The sequence below is a fragment of the Vreelandella sp. H-I2 genome, assembly GCF_052959335.1.
The window spans coordinates 54,581-75,005 of the sequence record NZ_JBRAMC010000011.1; the positions used below are offsets into that span (position 1 = coordinate 54,581).

The following is a 20,425-nucleotide window of genomic DNA, read 5'->3' on the forward strand; positions in this document are numbered from 1 at the left end:
GCTGTTAATGAGTCTAGAACCTTGTTTTATCTGAATTGTTTTATATTCAATTGAGCAGTATGCTGAATTGAATATTTATGAGGTCGAGAGCGCGTCACGGCCTTCAATGTTCGCAGGGAGCTAACCGATGACTAAATCTGAATTAATCGAACAAATTGCGATGCGTCAGCCGGAATTATCCGCCAAAGACGTTGAAACGGCGGTGCGTATTATTCTGGACGATATGACGGACTCTCTCTCCAGCGGTGGACGCGTTGAGATCCGTGGCTTCGGCAGTTTTTCTTTACACTACCGGGAGCCGCGCGTAGGGCGTAACCCAAAAACAGGTGATGCGGTTGATCTTGAAGGCAAATATGTGCCGCATTTTAAGCCTGGCAAAGAGCTACGCGAACAGGTAGATGCTAGTCGAGCACTCGGTTACTAAACGCGGCTATTGGTTATCCGGCCTTCAGCGGGATGACGTCGCCGCTTGAGTCGTACACAATAGTGCTACCGTGAACGTCACAGACTAGGAAATTCAAATGCGTTGGATCAAAGGGCTGATTCTGGCCGTCATTTTGCTGATAGTAGTACTCGTAGGTATTCTGTTTGCCGTTAATAATCAGCAAACGATTGCCTTGAATCTTATTTGGCTAGAGCTACCCGCTATATCGCTCTCGGTCTGGCTGCTCGCAACATTAGTGTTTGGTGTCGTGCTGGGCATGCTCGCAATGTTAGGCGTCTACGTCCGATTAAAAGCAACCCTGGCCCGTAGTCAACGACAGAATAAGCAGCAACGTAAAGAGCTTGATAGCCTACGTACCCAGGGGTTCAAGGAACTGGCATAAATGCTGGATGTCGCGCTGCTAGGCGTATTGGTGGCCGCCATTGCCATCGGTTACGGGTTAGGTTACCGCCAAGCAGGGCGTCGCCGACATCGCTCTCAACTGCCAGCTCAGCCCTCACAGGCACTATCGCGAGATTACTTCGTCGGGCTTAACTATTTGCTTAACGAGCAACCCGACGAAGCAATCAATATGTTCATCAATGTTCTCGCCGTTAACAGCGAGACGGTGGATACTCACATCGCCTTGGGTAAACTATTTCGTGCCCGCGGCGAGGCCGACAAAGCGGTTAGCATTCACCAAAACCTATTGGCTCGCCCTGCCCTTTCGCAGCAAACCAACGAACAGATCCAGCTGGAACTTGCTCGGGATTTTATGGCGCTGGGTGTTCATGACCGCGCCCAGCGGCTACTCACTACCCTGCTGGAACATAGCGGGGATGATGATCACCGCTATGCTGCCAAACAGCTGCTCGTCGACTTATTAGAGCGTGAAAAAGCGTGGCAGCAAGCCCTTGACGTTATTCAGCCGCTGCTTAAACAGCATCCGAAAATGCGTCGCCCTGCGGCGCACTGGCTATGCGAGCTGGCACTGGAGGAAATTAGTGAAGCCAGTCGACCTCTAGCGAAAAAGCATCTCAAAAAAGCCCTGCAGTTGGATGAGAAATGCGTTCGTGCCAGCTTATTATTAGCTGAGCTAGAGATGGACAACGGGCACTATACCCGCGCTATTGAGCGATTAGACAGCATTCCGCACCAGGACACAGCCCACACTCCCACCATGCTACCTGCTCTCAAGCACGCCTATTTGCGTAATAATGATGAAGCAGGCTACGAAGCCCACCTCTACCGCCTGCTTGAACAAACCCCTTACACCAGCATCATTATTGCGCTAGGGCAGCTCGTTCATCAGCGTGACGGCGTTGACAAAGCCATTGAATTGATCGGCGAACGCCTGCGCGCAGTACCGAGCTTAGGGGGGCTTGATTATTTGATTGACCTGTATATTGAAAGCCAGCGGCTTAGCGGAAAAACCTCACCGGATACGCGCCTACTATTACTAAAGCATCATACCGATGCGCTCCTTCTTAACCGTACGCGCCACCGCTGCCAACGCTGTGGCTTCGCCAGCGATTCCCTACAGTGGCAATGCCCCAGTTGTCGCTTTTGGGGAACAATTAAGCCGGTTATTGGTGTCGAGGGAGAATAGTCACCATCTCAGTGTATCAATCAACGCCAACTATCGACGCCCTAACTCCGACTCAATCGCCTCCAGCGCCTCCATAGGGTCGGCGGCCTGAGTAACGGGTCGCCCAATCACTAAGTGGCTACTACCCGCTTCAATGGCCTTGCTAGGAGTCATAATCCGCTGTTGGTCATTCGCAGCTGCAAAGCTTGGCCGAATACCAGGTGTTACCTTCAAGAACGATTCACCGCACGACACATGAAGCTGCGAAGCCTCTTGGGCCGAACAGACCACACCGTGTAAGCCACTCTGTTTTGCCAGCAACGCCAAGCGCTCCACGTGCTCAGCCAATGAGACATTGATACCAATATCGGCCAAGTCATCAGTCTGCATACTGGTTAACACAGTGACGGCGATTAAATGGGTAGTTAAGCCACGTTGTTCCAGACGCTGTATGGCGGCTTCCATCATCCGCCGCCCACCGCTGGCATGGACATTGACCATCCAGACGCCCTGCTCAGCTGCCGCCTGCACCGCACTCGCAACGGTATTGGGGATATCATGGAATTTAAGATCTAAAAACACCTCAAACCCACGCCCATGCAACGCCTCAAGCACGGCAGGGCCGCTGCGAGTGAATAGCTCTTTACCGACTTTAACCCGGCAGCGAGCAGGGTCTAACTGATCGGCCATGCAGAGCGCTGCGTCTAATGACGGGTAATCAAGCGCAATAATTATCGGGGAATCAGTGGCCACAATATCGCTCCAAATATGTTTTCAGCCATTATATCAGGCTCCCTACTCTCCTCGCGCCCTCATGGTGTAAGCCATTTGCCATATGTCTCTAGCTAAAAACTTACAACGACTGTCATATATCACTGACATAAACGCCCACGCTATAACGCTAAGTTAGTAGTGTAGTGGCGTTTATCTAGCTAATTGGTAAGTCACGTACAAGTAATCACCGCTTTTAAACTTCGCTCACGCAATAAATGCAACTTACCGTTATTAAAAGGATCTCGAGGATGACTATGACACTTAAAAGAATCTTTGCCGCACTACTGTTCTCTATGAGTTTAGGGTTCTTCAGTGGCGCGCTGGCCCAAGACGTAGCCCCCATTAACGTTAATACCGCTGATGCTGAACTGCTGGCCGAATTGCCTGGTATTGGGCCAAGCCGAGCCGATGCGATCATTGAAGAGCGCGAAACGAATGGTGCCTTCGAAAGCGCTGATGACCTTGCCCGCGTTAGCGGCATTGGACCTGCAACCGTTGACCGCATGCGGGACCAAGTAGCGTTTGAAGAGTAAATACTAGCCAGTTGATCACTACCACAGCCCGGTAGCGCTAAAGCATACCGGGCAATTACAAATACAAATTTTAATACAAGCCCTTAAATGACCCACAGATTCATAAAGGTGTGCACGGGCATGGCTTCAAGAGTCGCTTGTTCATTGCATACCTCAGCAATCTTCTGGCATCGGCTTGCTGGAAAACGTGTCGCTAAATGTTGCTCAAATTTAGCTACCAACAACGGCATACCCTCCTCCCGCCGACGCTGGTGACCAACAGGATACTCTACGACGACTTTATCAGTTGCGCTGCCATCATTGAAAAAGACCTGTACTGCATTAGCGATAGAACGCATTCCGGGGTCGTGATAAGCCGCCGAATACTGGGTATCTTCTTCAACCACCATTTTGTTACGCAGCACATCGATCAGCGGATGGGCGGCATGAAAGCTGTCTTCATAATGGTCAGCGGTGAGTGTGCCAAAAATAAGGGGAACCGCGGTCATATATTGCAAACAATGATCGCGGTCCGCCGGGTTAGCCAATGCACCGGTTTTGGAAATAATGCGAATAGCCGAGTCGTGGGTAGTCAGTACGACTTTATCGATCTCGGCCAAGCGATCTTTAACCTGCGGGTGAAGCGCCACAGCGGCCTCACAAGCCGTTTGGGCATGGAACTCTGCCGGGAATGAGATTTTGAACAGGATATTTTCCATCACATAACTACCGAACTCGCGTTGAAAACGTAGACGGCGGTCAGGTTCCGGCTTCAGACTCAAATCTTTATTGGCGTGACTAAACAGCACATCGTAAAAGCCCCATTGGGGCGCTGTCAGTGCACTGGGAATACCCATTTCTCCACGCAAGGCGATATCCGCCAAGCGAACGCCTCGTGAGGTGGCATCGCCAGCGGCCCAGCTTTTACGCGAACCAGCGTTGGGCGCATGACGATAGGTGCGTAGGCTCTGGCCATCAACCCACGCATGGGAGAGCGCCGACAACAACTGCTCACGGTCAGCGCCCATCAGCTTTGCGGCGACCGCAGTAGACGCCACTTTTACCAATACCACATGGTCGAGCCCAACGCGGTTAAAACTATTTTCCAGTGCCAGCACGCCCTGTATCTCATGGGCCATGATCATGGCATTAAGCACATCACGCATCGCAAGCGCAGCGTCGCCTTGGGCAACTCGCCGTTGGGATAGATGGTCCGCAACAGCGAGTATAGCGCCAAGATTATCCGAAGGGTGGCCCCACTCAGCGGCAAGCCACGTATCGTTATAGTCCAGCCAGCGAATGATACAACCGATATCCCATGCCGCTTTGACCGGATCAAGACGCAGCGAGGTGCCCGGCACTCGTGAGCCAAACGGCACCACCGTGCCTTCCACTATAGGCCCCAGGTGCTTGGTACACTCAGGAAAACGCAGCGCTAGCAGCCCGCAGCCGAGTGTATCCATCAAGCAGTAGCGTGCGGTTTCCAACGCCTCTGAGGATTCAACCTGATAATTTAAAACGTAATCGGCAAGGGCCTGCAGCTCGGGATCGTAATCCGGGCGCACATTGGCTTCGGACGTGGCGGACGGTGTGGTGGACATAGTGCTCTCCTTCGGCTGTATCACTTACTCAGTATGGTCTAAGGCGCGCTTTCTAAAAGCTGTCGCCGGGAATCCTTACCGTTCCTTCCATCAACACCCGCGCACTGCGACTCATCACTGCCTGTTCGATATGCCAACGTCCTTCCACCTGATTCGCTTCAGCGCCTACACGCAGGCTACCCGAAGGGTGTCCAAAGGTGACCGCATTACGCTTAACACCCGATTTACCACCGTTCGCCGCCAAGTTCACCAACGTACCTTCGATCGCGGCGGCAGCTGCAATCGCAACGGCTGCCGTGCCCATCATGGCGTGGTGCAGTTTACCCATGGAAAGCGCCCGGACCAGCAGGTCAATATCGTCGGCGCTCACGACTTTACCGCTTGATGAAACGTAATCCGCCGGCGGTCCGACAATAGCCACTTTCGGTGTATGCTGGCGGTTGGCGGCTTCGCTGATATCGCTAATCAATCCCATACGCACAGCGCCGTGCGCTCGAATGGTTTCAAACATCGCAAGCGCTTTACTATCGCTATTGATCGCGTCCTGGAGTTCGGTGCCGGTATAGCCAAGATCAGCAGCGTTAATAAACACTGTTGGAATACCGGCATTGATCAGCGTGGCTTTCAGCGGCCCCACCCCCGGCACTTCCAGATCGTCCACTACGTTACCGGTGGGAAAAATTGCCCCCTCGCCGTCTGCAGGGTCCATAAAGGCTACCGGAATCTCAGCCGCGGGAAAGGTCACGCCATCGAGTTCGAAATAACCGGTTTCCTGCACCTCTCCATTTACAACAGGCACTTTAGCTACGATAGTTTTCTGAATATTCACCTGCCAAATTCTTACCTCGACGACCCCGTTTTGTGGCAGGCGTGTTGGATCAACCAGGCCGTTGGCAATCGCAAAGGGACCTACCGCCGCCGAAAGGTTGCCGCAATTGCCGCTCCAATCTATAAAGGGTTTGTCGATGGATACCTGCCCGAACAGGTAATCCACATCATGCTCCGGCGACTCACTCTTAGACAAAATAACCGTCTTACTGGTGCTCGAAGTTGCCGCCCCCATACCATCTATATGTTTTTCGTAGGGGTCGGGGCTACCAATAACTCGTAGCAATAGCTTATCCCGAGCGGAACCGGGCTGCTGGGCCGCTTCGGGTAAATCGCTGAGTTTAAAAAACACCCCTTTACTGGTGCCACCGCGCATATAGGTCGCTGGGATTTTTATTTGCGGCACACTTTTTGATTGTACTGGCTCGCTCATCACTATCACTCCGAAAATTACCCGGCGCTCTAGGCTTTACCAAAAAAACAAGGCACCGGGACATCTTATTCAGCTTGGCACACTGATTAAGCGGCCGTGGATTCGAGGAAGTCCTGGGCAAAGCGCTGCAGTACGCCACCCGCGGTGTAAATCGACACCTCCTCGGCGGTATCCAGACGGCACTTCACCGCGACACGCTCACTTTCACCATTGTGCCGATGGACTACTAGCGTGAGCATCGCGCCTGGCGAAACAGTGCCTTCCACATCAAACATTTCGGTGCCATCCAGGCCTAATGTTAGGCGAGTGGTGCCGGGTTCAAACTCCAGCGGCATCACACCCATGCCAATCAGGTTAGTGCGGTGAATACGCTCAAAGCCCTCCGCGGCAATCGCTTCCACGCCCGCCAGCGCCACGCCTTTGGCCGCCCAGTCCCGCGAGGAACCCTGGCCGTAATCTGCGCCCGCGATAATGATCAGCGGCTGCTTACGCGCCATGTAGGTTTCGATAGCCTCCCACATGCGGGTAACTTCACCTTCGGGCTCTATTCGCGCCAACGAACCCTGTTTCACGTTGCCATCGGCATCACGCACCATTTCATTAAATAACTTGGGATTGGCAAACGTGGCGCGCTGAGCGGTAAGGTGATCGCCACGGTGTGTCGCGTAGGAATTAAAGTCTTCCTCAGGCACCCCCATTTTGGCCAAGTACTCACCTGATGCGCTGTTAAGCTGAATAGCGTTGGAGGGCGAGAGGTGATCGGTGGTGATATTATCCGGCAGAATCGCTAGCGGGCGCATGCCTTTCAGAGTGCGCTCTTTGGCCATGTTGCCTTCCCAATAAGGCGGGCGACGAATATAGGTGCTCTGAGGCCGCCAGTCATACAGCGGGCTCACTTGGGCACGGGCGCTTTTATCCAGATCAAACATAGGAATATAGGTCTGCCGGAACTGCTCCGGCTTCACCGATGACTTAACAATCGCATCGATCTCTTCATCGGCTGGCCAGATATCCTTCAAGGTGACGGGGTTGCCCGTTTGGTCCACACCCAGCGCATCTTTCTCGATATCAAAACGAATCGTGCCTGCAATCGCGTAGGCGACTACTAGCGGCGGTGAGGCCAAAAAGGCCTGCTGGGCATGAGGATGAATCCGTCCATCGAAGTTACGATTACCGGAAAGCACAGCCGTAGCATACAGATCGCGATCAATAATCTCCTGCTGGATTTTTGGATCCAGCGCCCCGGACATGCCGTTACAAGTGGTGCAGGCGTAAGCCACGACACCAAAGCCAAGGTTTTCAAGCTCGCTCATCAACCCGGCTTCTTCCAGGTACATCTTGACGGTTTTTGAGCCCGGCGCCAGCGACGACTTCACCCACGGTTTGCGCAGTAAACCAAGCCGATTAGCGTTGCGGGCGATTAACCCGGCGGCGACCATATTGCGTGGGTTAGAGGTATTGGTGCAGCTAGTGATGGCAGCGATAATAACGGCACCATCAGGCATCTTGCCAGCTTTCTCTTCTTCGCGTGCTGCTTCGAGGCCCACTGCAATGCCGCGCTGGGCAAGCTCTGAAGTAGGCAGATGGGCGTGAGGATTCGATGGCCCGGCCAAGGTGCGGTGTACCGATGAGAGATCAAAGGTCAGCACGCGTTCGTACACAACCCCAGTCAAACTGTCCGCCCACAGGCCGGTGTGTTTGGCATAGGTTTCGACCAGCGCTACCTGATCATCTTCGCGGCCGGTAAGCTTCAGGTAATCGATGGTCTGGTCATCAATATAGAACATCGCCGCCGTCGCTCCGTACTCGGGCGTCATGTTGGAGATAGTCGCGCGATCACCGACGGTCAGAGCATTGGCTCCTTCACCATAAAACTCCAGGTAAGCGCCGACCACCCGCTCCTTACGCAAAAACTCGGTTATCGCCAGCACCATATCTGTGCCTGTGATTCCCGGCTGCAGCTTACCGGTCAAATTCACACCGACGATATCCGGCAGGCGCATCATGGAAGCACGCCCCAGCATGACGCTTTCGGCCTCTAGGCCACCTACGCCTACGGAAATCACGCCGAGGGCATCCACCATAGGTGTATGGCTATCGGTACCCACACAAGTATCGGGGTAGGCGATGCCATCGCGGTTCTGCACCACTGGCGACATTTTTTCCAGATTGATCTGGTGCATAATGCCGTTGCCGGGCGGAATCACATCGACGTTCTCAAACGCCGTCTTGGTCCAGTTGATAAAGTGGAAACGGTCATCGTTGCGGCGGTCTTCAATGGCACGGTTTTTTTCAAAAGCGCCCTCTTCTGAACCTGCATGCTCTACGGCTAGCGAATGATCGACAATCAGTTGGGTGGGCACCACCGGGTTGACCTTGGCAGGATCGCCGCCCTTTTCGGCGATGGCGTCACGTAAGCCAGCCAGATCGACCAGCGCGGTCTGCCCGAGGATATCATGGCAGACGACGCGCGCCGGATACCAAGGAAAATCAAGGTCGCTCTTGCGCTCGATCAGCTGTTTCAGCGCATCGGTGAGAAGCTCGGGATCGCAGCGGCGCACCAGCTGTTCCGCCAGCACACGAGAAGTATAGGGCAGCTGCGCATAGGCACCTGACTGGATATCTTCCACCGCCTCGCGCGCATCAAAAAACTCAAGCGCTGTGCCAGGCAGCGGTTTACGGTATTGGGTATTCATAGCAGGCAGACTCACAAGAAGGAGGAGCGGAAAAAAGCCCGGCGTCCAAGCCACCGGGCAGCAAGCGGTTCAGTCTCTCGCTTCTATCGGCACCCACTCGCTCTTCTCGGGGCCGGTGTAATCGGCACTAGGACGAATAATGCGGTTGTTGGCACGCTGTTCGAATACGTGGGCCGCCCAGCCAGTCAGCCGCGACATAACAAAAATCGGTGTAAACAGCTTGGTGGGTATATCCATGAAGTGGTATGCACTGGCATGGAAAAAGTCTGCGTTGCAGAACAATTTTTTCTCGCGCCACATGACCGCTTCGACTCGCTCGGAAACCGGATAAAGCACTTTATCGCCGACATCGTCTGAGAGCTTCTTGGACCAGTGCTTGATGATCTCGTTACGTGGGTCGGATTCGCGATAAATCGCGTGACCGAAGCCCATGATCTTGTCCTTGCGCTCCAGCATGCCCAGGATCTTGCTTTCCGCTTCTTCCGGCGACTGCCAATCTTCGATCATCGCCATGGCCGCTTCGTTGGCGCCACCATGTAGCGGACCGCGCAGAGAACCAATGGCTCCAGTTACGCAGGAATGCATATCGGACAGCGTCGAGGCACACACCCTAGCAGTAAAGGTAGAGGCGTTGAACTCGTGCTCGGCGTAAAGAATCAGCGAGACGTTCATTACCCGCGCATGCAGTTCAGAGGCAGGTTCGCCGCGCAACATATTGAGGAAATGGCCGCCGACTGAATCATCATTCGTTTCGGTATCAATGCGTACGCCATCGTGCGAGAAGCGGTACCAGTAGCAGATAATCGAGGGCAGCACCGCTAGCAACCGGTCGGCGACGTCTTGCTGCTGATCAAAATTCTCCTCGGTTTCTAGGTTGCCCAGCATAGAGGTGCCGGTGCGCATCACATCCATCGGGTGGGCATCTTTAGGAATCTGCTCAAGTACCGTTTTCAGCGCATCGGGCAGGCCACGCAGGCTTTTGAGCTTGCTGATGTAATGATCTAATTCGCCCTGGTTGGGCAGCTTGCCCTTTAACAGCAGGTAGGCGACCTCTTCGAATTTGGCTTTTTCAGCCAGCTCTTTAATATCAAATCCACGGTAGGTCAGGCCTGAGCCTGTTTTGCCTACCGTACACAGCGCGGTGGAGCCAGCGCTCTGGCCACGTAGTCCTGCACCTGTCACGGGTTTATCAGCCATGGTGTGTCTCCTATTACTGCTTTTATTTTAAATTGTGTTTTTCAAATATGATCGAACGTTAACTGGCGTTTGGCTTACTGGTCGTCGCCCTGTTCGGCAAACAGTGCATCAAGCTTTTGTTCAAAGTCGTGGTAGTTCAAAAAGTCGTAGAGCTCGTCGCGAGTCTGCATCATTGGCACAACGTCTTTTTGATGGCCGTTGTTGTGAATGCTTTGATAGACCTGAAGCGCCGCTGCGTTCATGGCGCGAAACGCAGAGAGCGGGTAAAGCACCATGCGGCAGCCAACCTCGCCCAGTTCAGACTGGGTAAACAGTGGCGTAGCACCGAACTCAGTGATATTGGCTAAAATCGGTGCATTGACCCGTTCACAGAAAGCTTTGTAATCATCCAGCGTGTGGACCGCTTCGGCAAAAATAGCATCAGCGCCCGCCTCTACGCAGGCATTGGAACGCTCAATGGCCGCATCAAGCCCCTCTTTTTGGAAAGCGTCAGTGCGGGCAATCAAGTAGAAATCGGGGTCGATCTTGGCATCTGCCGCCGCTTTAATGCGGTCCACCATTTCTTGCTGGGTAACAATCGCCTTGTTGGGGCGATGGCCACAACGCTTTTGGGCGACTTGGTCTTCCATATGCACCGCCGCCACGCCGGCACGCTGCATCTCTTTAACGGTGCGGGCGATATTAAAGGCGCCGCCCCAGCCGGTATCAATATCCACCAGCAGCGGCAACTCGGAGGCACCGCAGATACGGTGGGCATCTTCCACCACGTCATTCATGGTCGTCATACCCAGATCCGGCAAGCCAAATGAGGCGTTGGCAACACCGCCACCGGAAAGATAAATTGCCTGGTGGCCCACTTTTTCGGCCATCAGCGCGGTGTACGCATTAATAGTGCCTAAGATCGGCAGCGGCCGGTTCGCCTCTAGCGCAGCCCGAAAACGCGCGCCGGGAGTCATCTGGGACATGAGGTGTTTCTCCTGTTGTTCTGGTTTAGCTAATTTTTAGTTATGTTTTAACTTTCTGATGTTAAAGCTGTCTGTGCGAGGGTCGCCGCATAGCGGTCCGCCACATTGGCACGTGAGGCGCTAACATGGCGTCGCATCAATAGCTCGGCTAACTCTGCGTCTCCCGCTTCGATGGCATCCACAATACGGTGATGTTCCACAAAAGCACGCTGCGGTCGTGTGCCGCTGGCACTAAACTGGGTGCGATAAAGGCGCACAAGGTAGTAAAGATCGTCGCATAGCAGGTTCATCAACATCTTGTTATGACTGCCCTGAACGATGCAGTAATGAAAATCGAGATCACCTTCACGCTGATAGTAGGCTTCACCACGCTTCAGGTCCGCTTGGCCTTCATGTAGTGCCAATACATCACGCAACCCTTGAATTTCATCGGGCGACATGTGCTCTGCGGCCAGCCGGGCAGCCATGCTCTCTAAGGCTTCACGCAGGTCAAAGAGCTCTAAAAGCTCTTTCATTGAAAGCTGAACCACCCTCGCGCCCACATGAGGAACGCGTTCAATTAATCGGTGCGCTTCAAGGCGTCGCATCGCTTCGCGCAGCGGCCCTCGTGAAATACCGTAGGTTTTAGATAGTCCGGGCTCGGTAATTTTACTGCCGGGAGCGAGTTCGCCGCGCACGATGGCATCCTGCAACTGATGAAATACCCGCTCTGCGAGCGTGCGTACTTCGGGCACAGCAGTCTCAGGGGGGGTAGCCTCCCCCCCCTCTGTTTCAGATAAAACATTCGCGGCTGTTAGCGAGTTAGAAGCAAGTGTTGCCATAATTGATTGTCGACAATTGAGAAGTAAGCAAACTCTAGCGCGTGCCAATTGAGCCGTCAACTAACCTCGTTTACCGATTTTATACGCCTTTCGTTGTACTCGAGGGGAAAATCCGCCTTAGCCTGTCAACAATTAGTCCTTAATGGTAGGCAGACCTTTAGTGGTACGTGAGAAAGGCGTCAAAGGTTAGCGCTGGTGTCATTGTCTATGCCCCTCTAAAATGACTCGCCCTTACTTGGCCAGGCATTTGCTTAATGAACAAGGCGTTGACGATAGCTCCCTTGCCCTACTCACCCGATCCCCTGGGAGTATTCGCTTGCCTGCGCGCCAGACCCGGCGCGGTATTGCTTGATAGTGGCCGCCCGGTTGCTACCGGCCGCTTTGACATCATCAGTAGCGACCCCATTGCCATGTTGGAAGTGTTCAGTGATGGCAATGCACAGCTCTTGTCAGACCAGTTCAGCCCCCCGCTGTCTTTATCCAACGATGCATTTGCGCTTCAGCAATGGTTATTGGACCAGCTTGATATCCCAAACGAACCCAGTGAACTGCCCTTTCTAGGCGGACTAATTGGTTATTGGGGCTATGATTTAGGCCGCGAATCACAAGCTATCTCCAGCCTTCAAGCAAGAGCCGTTTTATTACCTCATGCACGGCTAGGGCTTTATGACTGGTGTATTTCCCTTGATCACGTGACCCAGCAGGCATGGTTAATCGCCACACCGGAACGCCGTGAGCAGGTAGAGGGCTGGCTGGCCCAGGCGCCAGTAGAAACTAGCTCTTTTACTTTAAATAGCGCCTTCAAAGCCGAGCTTAGCCATGCCCAATACATCAACCGCTTTAACGTTGTGCAACGTTACATTCGGGAAGGTGACTGCTATCAGATCAATTTGGCTCAGCGCTTCTATGCCGATTATCAGGGGGATGAATGGCAGGCGTATTTGAGATTGCGTCAAGCAACCCCCACGCCCTTTTCAGGTTTTATGGCCTGGGATGACAAGGCCGTTCTCTCTCTCTCGCCAGAGCGTTTTATTCAATGCCGCAACGGCGAGGTTGAAACACGGCCCATCAAGGGCACCCGCCCCCGCGGGGCCACGCTTGAAGAAGACCAGGCGCTAGCGGAGCAGTTGTTGAACAGCCGAAAAGATCGCGCTGAGAATGTGATGATCGTTGATTTGCTACGCAACGATCTTGGACGAGTGTGCCAGCCTGGCTCCATTACCGTGCCGCAACTGTGCCGATTAGAAAGCTATCCGAACGTGCATCACCTGGTTAGCGTGGTAAAGGGGATACTCGCCGACAGCTATACGCCGCTGGCACTTCTCAAGGCGGCATTTCCCGGCGGCTCAATTACTGGCGCACCCAAAATTCGCGCCATGCAGATTATTGATGAATTAGAACCCTGCCAGCGCAGTGTCTATTGCGGCAGCCTAGGCTATGTCGATGTACGCGGCAGCATGGATACGTCAATTGCTATTCGCACCATGGTTGCCGAAGCGGGAAGACTGCATGTATGGGGCGGCGGAGGCTTGGTGGCAGACTCTCAAGCGGACGAAGAGTACACCGAGACATTGGATAAAATCCGCCACCTAATTGGCGCTTTGGAATAAGCAATTAAATTTCTATAGCAAAAAGAAATATAAAAGCCTAACCAAACGGTATTGGGGAGAGATGGCTTGGGTTTGGTAGCCTAAACGCTATCAACCTATCCCTGAACAGGAGGCGACATGTCCTCAGAGCTTGAAGCAATTAATAGTGAATTTGCCAATAGCGGTAATAAAAACCCGCAAGGCTTGATTGAGTGGGCACTAGCCCAAGGCGCGCGGCCTATCTGCACCACCAACTTTCGCCCTTTTGAAGCGGTGATCCTGCACATGATGAGCCAGGTACGCCCAGATATACCGATTGTGTGGATGGACAGCGGTTACAATACCCAGGCGACCTATCAATTCGCCGACGAGGTGATAAAACAGCTCGACCTCAATATCGTCAGCTTTGTCCCCCGGCGTACCCGCGCCCACCGCGAAGCGCTGGATGGCCCTATGCCTGGTATAGACGACCCACGCCATGCGGCCTTTACGCAGGAGGTTAAGCTTGAACCCTTCGAGCGTGCATTGCGTGAAATGCAGCCCGATGTCTGGTTCACCGCGCTACGCGCCGAAGACACGCCGGAGCGCGCCAAAATGCAGCCGGTTAGCCGCAACAGCGACGGGCTTTTAAAAGTAGCGCCACTTCTGCAGTGGAGCGCTAAGGAGATGTACCAGTATTTACAGGCACATAACCTGCCCAACAATTTCGACTATTTTGACCCCACCAAGGTAGAAGAAAAGCGCGAATGCGGTCTGCATTTACAACACTAACGATTAATACTCAGGCAGGTCCAGATCATCGAACAGAGACTGCTCATGACGCGGGCCTGCCGTTAGCGCTTCATCTACACGGTCGCGCGTTAAGTGGGGTGCAAAGCGTTCCAGGAAGTCATACATATAGCCGCGCATAAAGGTGCCACGGCGAATACCGATTTTGGTGGTTGAACTGGCAAACAAATGACTGGCCTCCAGTGCCACCAAATCATCGTCGAGTGCCTCATCGACGGCCATATGGGCCACAATACCAACCCCCATGCCCAACCTCACGTAGGTTTTAATCACGTCCGCATCGGCAGCCGTCAGTACCACATTAGGCGTTAACCCCTTGGCTTTAAATGCGTCATCTAACTGAGAACGACCGGTAAATCCAAAGACATAGGTCACTATAGGGTGTTCACCGAGCGCCTCAAGGGTTAACGGGCCTTGATGCGTTGCTAAGGGATGCCCCTTAGGTACCAGTACGCAACGGTTCCAGCGATAGCACGGCAATAGCACCAAGTCGGTAAATAGCTCTAACGATTCAGTAGCAATGGCAAAATCCGCCTGTCCTTCACTGACCATTTGAGCGATCTGCTTTGGCGTGCCCTGCTGCATATGCAGCGCCACATCAGGATATTTTAAGGTAAATTCGCTAATAATAGGCGGCAGCGCATAGCGGGCTTGAGTATGAGTCGTGGCAATGGCCAAACTGCCACGGCGTTCGTCGCTATGCTCCTGGGCTACTTGTTTAATATTATCGGTTAGGCGCAGCACTTGCCCTGCCAGATCGATAATGGATTGTCCGGCTGGCGTTACGCGGGTGAGATGCTTGCCACTGCGGGCAAAAATCTCAACGCCAAGCTCATCTTCCAATAACCGAATTTGTTTGGAGATCCCCGGCTGTGAGGTAAATAAACTTTGCGCTGTGGCTGAGACGTTCAAGTTATGACGATTGACTTCCCAAATATAGCGTAGCTGTTGTAGCTTCATATCCTCACCTTATTTATTGTCTATTCAGGTCCATGCAAACCACGCAAGCCGCACTTTGACATACCACTATGTGTAGCTAATACAATGTGTCTGAAAGGCTATGTTAGCGATACAGCAGCCCCAGCACTAAATAGAATAAAAATCACACTAATAATACTTTTATATTATAAAAAAATCTCCCTACCAGCATCCAGTAATTTCTGCTATTCAGTTAAATCACCACGCGTGAAATTTGCCAGCAACCTTCGCGCCCGCTAACATCTGCCCACGCTTATCGCGATAGACATGAGGCGCGGTGAAAGAGCGCTAATTAATCGCGTAATGACCGTTGCTCCATTTGAGGCAACGAAACAGTAAGAGCAACGCAAACGGGAGAAGCAAATGGCTAATAATGTTGATGTCACCAACGCCAATTTTGAGCAAGAAGTCCTCAACGCTGAACAGCCTGTGCTAATGAAATTCTGGGCGCCTTGGTGTGGCCCGTGCAAAGTCATGGCCCCAGTCGTTGATGAAGTGGCTGCTGAACGCCAGGACAACCTGAAAGTGGTTAGCGTCAATGTAGATGACGCACCTGAAATTGCTGCCGAACAAGGGGTACGCGGCGTTCCGACTGTAATGCTGTTCAAATCCGGCACCAAAGTCGCTTCCTTGGTTGGTGCACAATCTAAATCTCAACTGACGCAGTTCATCGAACAAAACGCTTGATGAATGCAGCTAACCTTGCAAAAGCCGCCGACTCTGTCGGCGGTAATATTTTCCCTACTCTCTATTTTTACTTCAGCGCTTCCACGGCGGCAGTCTTGGATCGCTCGCCGGGCTCCTTTTTAAGCGCTGCTTTCCAGGTCCCAACAACCGAGCAATCCAACGCGTTTGCGGGTGGCTATCCAGGGCAATCTTCAGCGTCATCGTGAGCACCACTGAAAGCAGCATCCCCGCCGCACCAAAGATCCATCCCCACACCACCAGTGATAGAAACGCCACAAACGTCGAGAGCCCGAGCGCTTGCCCCATTACCCTTGGCTCAATCAGATTGCCAAGTACAAAGTTGATCACCAAATAGGCAGAAGCCAGTAGCAGCGCCTGAAACGGGCCGCCATCTTGTGCAATCAGCAGTAACAACACGGGGGGTATCGCGGCTAACGCTGAACCAATATTGGGAATAAAATTGAGCGCAAAGGCTAACACGCCCCACAGCAAAGGAAACTCCACGCCTACGATCATGCAAGAGAGCCAAACGAGCGCTCCTGTTGCCAGACTGATCATGGTTTTAACGGCCAAATAGCGCTTCAATGTTAAACTAAATTCACTGAATCGCTTTAAGCTAGGCGCGGGGTTTTCAAGTGCACGAGAGATTTTTTCACGAACGTTAAGCGTCTCGAACAGCATGAAGATGACCAGCAGGCCGACAATAATGCTCTGCATGAAGAAGTTGCCAAGCTGACCCAATAGCGCTGGCATCCACGAGCCTTCATCCTCGCCTTCAAATAGCGAATTGATCTGGTCAGGATTTATCGCCAATCCACGTGAAGACAGCGCATTAAGCAAGTTCCAATATTGCTCATAAAGCCGCGACTCGATTTCCGGCAACGCCGTCAAAAAAGTACTAAAACTATTAACTACCAGTAGGCCAATAAGCGATATAAACGCCAGTAATACCATCAACGTCAGAAATGCCGACACCCGCATGCTCAAGCCGCAGCGATGCAACCACTGCACGGGTGAGGTGCACACGACCGCAATAAATATTGCCAGCAGCAACGGCACTAGCAAGTCAGCGCCGACTTTCATTCCAGCAATAATCACCACCAGCGCGGCGAGTGCCAAGGTGGCATTGAGTGGAATACTGCGGTAATCCTCGTCCGACAATTTCGACATAATCCTTCCCTAGCGTGTTATCCATCTATAATGGCTGCATTCGTCATATTGCACAAACCGTGCAAACAATAAGCAACTGTTTTAGGTCTACTCTTTAGTGCTGAACTTTATTTTCCTCTACGCTTCCAAACAACGTCTTCTTATTCATCTACATGGCGGCGCTTAGCCTCCATTATCAAGGAAGTAACTTATGCCAACGACTCTGCTTTGTGCTCAACGACTACGATACGGCCTCCTAGGTGGCGCCCTTCTGGCACTGCTCAGTGCTCCTCTAGCTCAAGCTTCGCCTTCGCACCAAGCGCCGCCCAGCCTGCACGTTCAAGCGCAGTCGTGGGTTGAGGTAGAGCCCGACAAAGCCACCTTGAATGCACGTCTCTGGGAAAACACTCCTGCCCTATCCACCATGGAAGAGAGCGATAGTAGCGCACTTAGTGAGGCGCGCGAGCGTTTAGAAACCCGCGCCAGCGAATTAATCGAAGAGATGGAAGCCACTGGCCTTGAACGCAATGCCATCAATGCCGGTTCGCTAAATGTTTATCCAGAGCATATTCAAGGCCCGCGTAATGAAGACGGCGAACATGAAACCCTGCAGCGAACTCGCCTGGAACGCCCAATCACCGTCGAACTTACCGAGCTTGATCAGCTAAGTAATGTATTAGACGCCTTGATTGCAGCAGGTGTTAACTCGCTGGACGGCGTGCAGTTCGACCTGCAGGACCGCGATGCAGCCACTGACGAAGCCTTGGTCAAAGCACTGGAGAAAGCGCAGCGCAAAGCCAACCTGATGGCCGACAGCTTAGATGCCGAGCTGGGCCATGTGCAGCGTATTGAAGAGACCCAATCACCGGTATTCCAACCTCAGATGATGTCGATGCGGGCAGAGAGCGATGCTGCTGGTGCAAGCAAAACCGGTGCCGTCAGTGATTATAGCCCCGGCACCATTCGTATTGATGCCGGGGTTAGCGTTGAATGGGCGCTTAAAGGGGCAGACGCTCCACACCGCCCAGGTAACGACGTAGCGGCTCAGGAATAGTTACCGAGCCATCCGCCTGCTGGTGATTTTCAAGCACCGCCAGCAGGCAGCGGCCTACCGCCAGGCCCGAACCGTTCAAGGTATGCAGCAACTGTGGCTTTTTTGAATCCGGGTGGCGGAAACGCGCCTGCATGCGCCGCGCCTGGAAATCTTCGCAGTTAGAAACTGAAGAAATCTCCCGGTAAGTCTCCTGACTAGGCAGCCACACTTCCAAGTCATAGGTTTTCGTAGCACCAAAGCCCATATCCCCGGTGCACAGCGTCACCACACGATACGGCAGTTCCAGTGCCTGCAGGATTGCCTCCGCATGGCCACGCATTTCCTCCAGTGCTTCGTAACTCTTCTCTGGCTCAACGATTTGCACCATCTCGACCTTATCGAACTGATGCTGACGGATCATGCCGCGAGTATCGCGGCCATGTGAGCCTGCCTCAGAGCGGAAACAGGGCGTATGTGCGGTAAGCTTCATCGGTAGCGCCGACAGCTCAACGATTTCATCACGCACGAAGTTAGTGAGCGGTACTTCGGAAGTGGGAATCAGGTGGTACTCACGCTCATCGTCCAGCTTGAACAAATCTTCCCCAAACTTCGGTAGCTGACCGGTGCCCATGAGCGAGTCGCGGTTGACCATATACGGCACGTAGCACTCTTCGTAACCATGTTGCTCGGTTTGGGTATCCAGCATAAACTGCGCCAGCGCCCGGTGAAGGCGCGCAATCGGCCCGCGCATTACCGCAAAGCGAGCGCCGGTGATCTTGGCCGCTAGCTCAAAGTCGAGATATCCCGACTTCTTACCCAGATCGACGTGATCCAGCACCGTAAAGTCAAATTCACGGGGCGTGCCCCAGCGGTGCAGTTCGACATTATCGGCTTCTTTTTCGCCTTCCGGCACACTTGCATGGGGCAAGTTAGGAATACCGCTAATCGCGTCGTCCCACTCCTCCTGCACCTCAGCCAGTTCGACTTTCGCTTTGTCCAGGCGATCACCCAAATCGCTGACTTCATCCAGCAGCGGCTGAATGTCTTCACCGTTGCTCTTGGCTTTACCAATCGCTTTGGAGCGCATATTGCGCTCATTCTGCAGTTGCTCGGTTTGAGTTTGTAGCTCGCGGCGGCGGGACTCCAGCGCCTGCAGCCCCGCTTTATCAAGCACAAAGCCCCGGCGGGCCAGTTGTTGAGCAACCGTGTCAAGATCACCGCGCAGCAGTTTCGGATCGAGCATGAATCCTGTCCCTTGGCCTGAAAACAATAAGAGCAACGCGCCAACGCACGTGCATAAAGGCACCTATTGTAGGCAAAAGCGCGGCGGTGAGCTATGGGTGGTGTCACACCGCAGTTGTGATTCATGCGTTTTCTCGGCAACCTAGTCCTTATTCACTCGACGCCGAGCAATGCCACCATGCCTACTGCCTTTGATCAAACGCTCGCTGCCATTGACGCCCTGCATGCTGAGGACCCGCGCGCCACTACCCTCGCCGATGGCACATCCATGCCCCAGGAACTGGCCTACGCCCAGCGCATGAGTGAGTGGCTAGAGCGTGTCCATGATGCCCCGGATGAGGTCCTGCGCCTCGCCGTGCGTGCCCAGCACTTGCAGCGCTGGCTAGTGCCCCGTGAAGCGTATCCCGAAGGGCGTGTGGGTTATTTGACCTGGCGACGCGACCAGGGCAAGCGGGCGGGCGAGACCACTGCCCAGTTAATGCGTGATGCGGGCTATGCACCCGAAGAAGCCGACCGCGCAGCGACGATAATTGGCAAAAAAGGCCTGGGCCGCGATCCTGACGTTCAAGCGCTGGAAGATTGCGCCTGCCTGGTATTTCTGGAGAACTACTTTGCTGACTTCTCGCGTAAGATCGAACACGACCATATGGTGCGTATTGTACAGATGACGTGGCGCAAAATGTCACCTCGAGCCCACGAACTAGCCCTCGCACTGCCGATGTCGGACGCCTCCTTAGCGCTAGTCAAAGAAGCGCTGGGCGCAGAGTAAGCGACAGCGTAAAGCGTGACGGTGAGATGCAGCCAGGCAGCCGCTGCGGTAAAGTAGCGGTCTTCTTTTATTGCGCCCCCCGGCACTGACGGCTTGATCAACTATGATTGCATCCTTGGACACCCGTACCGCCCCGTTTGAACGTTTGGGCAAAGATTATGTGCGATTTCTACAAGCTCTCAAAACCCGCGGATTTGAGGGCGAAATAGCGCCTGACTATGCCAACCGCACGGTGCTGGCAACGGATAACTCGATTTACCAGCGTTTGCCCCAGGCGGCGGTTTATCCCAAGCATGCTGAAGATCTCGAACGGCTAACCCGACTGGCTGCGCAAACTACCCATCGCGCGA

Annotated in this window: 20 protein-coding genes; 10 read left to right on the plus strand and 10 right to left on the minus strand. The window is 53.5% G+C overall.

Annotated elements, in window-relative coordinates:
* Positions 1-127: 127 nt before the first annotated feature.
* The 3 genes from ACUVOF_RS20955 to lapB all read left to right on the plus strand — a co-directional run bounded on the left by ACUVOF_RS20955 (position 128) and on the right by lapB (position 2,033).
* Positions 128-424, plus strand: coding sequence for an integration host factor subunit beta (locus tag ACUVOF_RS20955; protein ID WP_007113226.1), 297 nt, complete (start codon positions 128-130; stop codon positions 422-424).
* 97 nt (positions 425-521) lie between these two features.
* Positions 522-827, plus strand: a complete 306-nt coding sequence (locus tag ACUVOF_RS20960; protein WP_113270903.1) for a LapA family protein — start codon at positions 522-524, stop codon at positions 825-827.
* On the plus strand, positions 828-2,033 hold the full coding sequence (gene lapB / locus ACUVOF_RS20965) for a lipopolysaccharide assembly protein LapB (protein ID WP_447046170.1): 1,206 nt from the start codon (positions 828-830) through the stop codon (positions 2,031-2,033).
* Between the two features lie 30 nt (positions 2,034-2,063).
* Here lapB and pyrF read toward each other — a convergent pair whose 3' ends face one another.
* Complete coding sequence (pyrF, locus tag ACUVOF_RS20970) at positions 2,064-2,765, minus strand: orotidine-5'-phosphate decarboxylase (RefSeq protein ID WP_447046171.1); 702 nt, start codon at positions 2,763-2,765, stop codon at positions 2,064-2,066.
* A gap of 269 nt (positions 2,766-3,034) precedes the next feature.
* On the opposite strand from pyrF, the gene ACUVOF_RS20975 reads away from it, so the two are divergent.
* Complete coding sequence (locus ACUVOF_RS20975) at positions 3,035-3,319, plus strand: ComEA family DNA-binding protein (protein ID WP_447046172.1); 285 nt, start codon at positions 3,035-3,037, stop codon at positions 3,317-3,319.
* Between the two features lie 83 nt (positions 3,320-3,402).
* On the opposite strand, the gene ACUVOF_RS20980 is transcribed toward ACUVOF_RS20975, so the two are convergent.
* The 6 genes from ACUVOF_RS20980 to ACUVOF_RS21005 form a co-directional block, all read right to left on the minus strand.
* On the minus strand, positions 3,403-4,899 hold the full coding sequence (locus ACUVOF_RS20980; protein WP_447046173.1) for a bifunctional 2-methylcitrate dehydratase/aconitate hydratase: 1,497 nt from the start codon (positions 4,897-4,899) through the stop codon (positions 3,403-3,405).
* Positions 4,900-4,951: 52 nt separating this feature from the next.
* Positions 4,952-6,160, minus strand: coding sequence for a 2-methylaconitate cis-trans isomerase PrpF (gene prpF / locus ACUVOF_RS20985; protein WP_447046174.1), 1,209 nt, complete (start codon positions 6,158-6,160; stop codon positions 4,952-4,954).
* 86 nt (positions 6,161-6,246) lie between these two features.
* Positions 6,247-8,856 (minus strand): Fe/S-dependent 2-methylisocitrate dehydratase AcnD, encoded by a 2,610-nt coding sequence (gene acnD / locus ACUVOF_RS20990; protein WP_447046175.1) that lies wholly within the window; start codon positions 8,854-8,856, stop codon positions 6,247-6,249.
* 69 nt (positions 8,857-8,925) lie between these two features.
* Positions 8,926-10,053 (minus strand): bifunctional 2-methylcitrate synthase/citrate synthase, encoded by a 1,128-nt coding sequence (prpC, locus tag ACUVOF_RS20995; protein ID WP_447046176.1) that lies wholly within the window; start codon positions 10,051-10,053, stop codon positions 8,926-8,928.
* A gap of 74 nt (positions 10,054-10,127) precedes the next feature.
* Positions 10,128-11,018: a methylisocitrate lyase gene (gene prpB, locus ACUVOF_RS21000; RefSeq protein ID WP_447046177.1), complete on the minus strand. Its 891-nt coding sequence runs from the start codon at positions 11,016-11,018 to the stop codon at positions 10,128-10,130.
* Positions 11,019-11,065: 47 nt separating this feature from the next.
* Positions 11,066-11,752: a GntR family transcriptional regulator gene (locus tag ACUVOF_RS21005; protein WP_113270940.1), complete on the minus strand. Its 687-nt coding sequence runs from the start codon at positions 11,750-11,752 to the stop codon at positions 11,066-11,068.
* Between the two features lie 341 nt (positions 11,753-12,093).
* Between ACUVOF_RS21005 and pabB the strand changes: the two genes are divergently transcribed.
* Positions 12,094-13,449, plus strand: a complete 1,356-nt coding sequence (gene pabB / locus ACUVOF_RS21010; RefSeq protein ID WP_447046178.1) for an aminodeoxychorismate synthase component I — start codon at positions 12,094-12,096, stop codon at positions 13,447-13,449.
* A gap of 117 nt (positions 13,450-13,566) precedes the next feature.
* Positions 13,567-14,199: a phosphoadenosine phosphosulfate reductase domain-containing protein gene (locus tag ACUVOF_RS21015; RefSeq protein WP_447046179.1), complete on the plus strand. Its 633-nt coding sequence runs from the start codon at positions 13,567-13,569 to the stop codon at positions 14,197-14,199.
* Between the two features lie 3 nt (positions 14,200-14,202).
* Here the strand turns inward: ACUVOF_RS21015 and cysB are convergent, their stop codons facing one another.
* Positions 14,203-15,177 carry an HTH-type transcriptional regulator CysB gene (gene cysB, locus ACUVOF_RS21020; RefSeq protein ID WP_113270892.1) on the minus strand — a complete coding sequence of 325 codons (975 nt, stop codon included), beginning with the start codon at positions 15,175-15,177 and terminating at the stop codon, positions 14,203-14,205.
* A 381-nt stretch (positions 15,178-15,558) separates the two neighbouring features.
* Here cysB and trxA point away from each other — a divergent pair, with 381 nt between their 5' ends.
* Positions 15,559-15,882: a thioredoxin gene (gene trxA / locus ACUVOF_RS21025; protein ID WP_113270891.1), complete on the plus strand. Its 324-nt coding sequence runs from the start codon at positions 15,559-15,561 to the stop codon at positions 15,880-15,882.
* Between the two features lie 72 nt (positions 15,883-15,954).
* Here trxA and ACUVOF_RS21030 read toward each other — a convergent pair whose 3' ends face one another.
* Positions 15,955-17,052 carry an AI-2E family transporter gene (locus tag ACUVOF_RS21030; protein ID WP_447046180.1) on the minus strand — a complete coding sequence of 366 codons (1,098 nt, stop codon included), beginning with the start codon at positions 17,050-17,052 and terminating at the stop codon, positions 15,955-15,957.
* A gap of 190 nt (positions 17,053-17,242) precedes the next feature.
* Here ACUVOF_RS21030 and ACUVOF_RS21035 point away from each other — a divergent pair, with 190 nt between their 5' ends.
* Complete coding sequence (locus ACUVOF_RS21035) at positions 17,243-18,085, plus strand: SIMPL domain-containing protein (protein ID WP_447046181.1); 843 nt, start codon at positions 17,243-17,245, stop codon at positions 18,083-18,085.
* Here ACUVOF_RS21035 and serS read toward each other — a convergent pair.
* Complete coding sequence (gene serS, locus ACUVOF_RS21040; RefSeq protein ID WP_447046183.1) at positions 18,030-19,307, minus strand: serine--tRNA ligase; 1,278 nt, start codon at positions 19,305-19,307, stop codon at positions 18,030-18,032. The two genes, ACUVOF_RS21035 and serS, sit on opposite strands and share 56 nt — an antisense overlap.
* 177 nt (positions 19,308-19,484) lie before the next feature.
* On the opposite strand from serS, the gene ACUVOF_RS21045 reads away from it, so the two are divergent.
* On the plus strand, positions 19,485-20,075 hold the full coding sequence (locus ACUVOF_RS21045) for a DUF4202 domain-containing protein (RefSeq protein ID WP_447046186.1): 591 nt from the start codon (positions 19,485-19,487) through the stop codon (positions 20,073-20,075).
* Between the two features lie 103 nt (positions 20,076-20,178).
* Positions 20,179-20,425, plus strand: a 247-nt coding sequence (locus tag ACUVOF_RS21050) for a hypothetical protein (RefSeq protein ID WP_447046184.1), incomplete at its 3' end; no start/stop codon positions are given.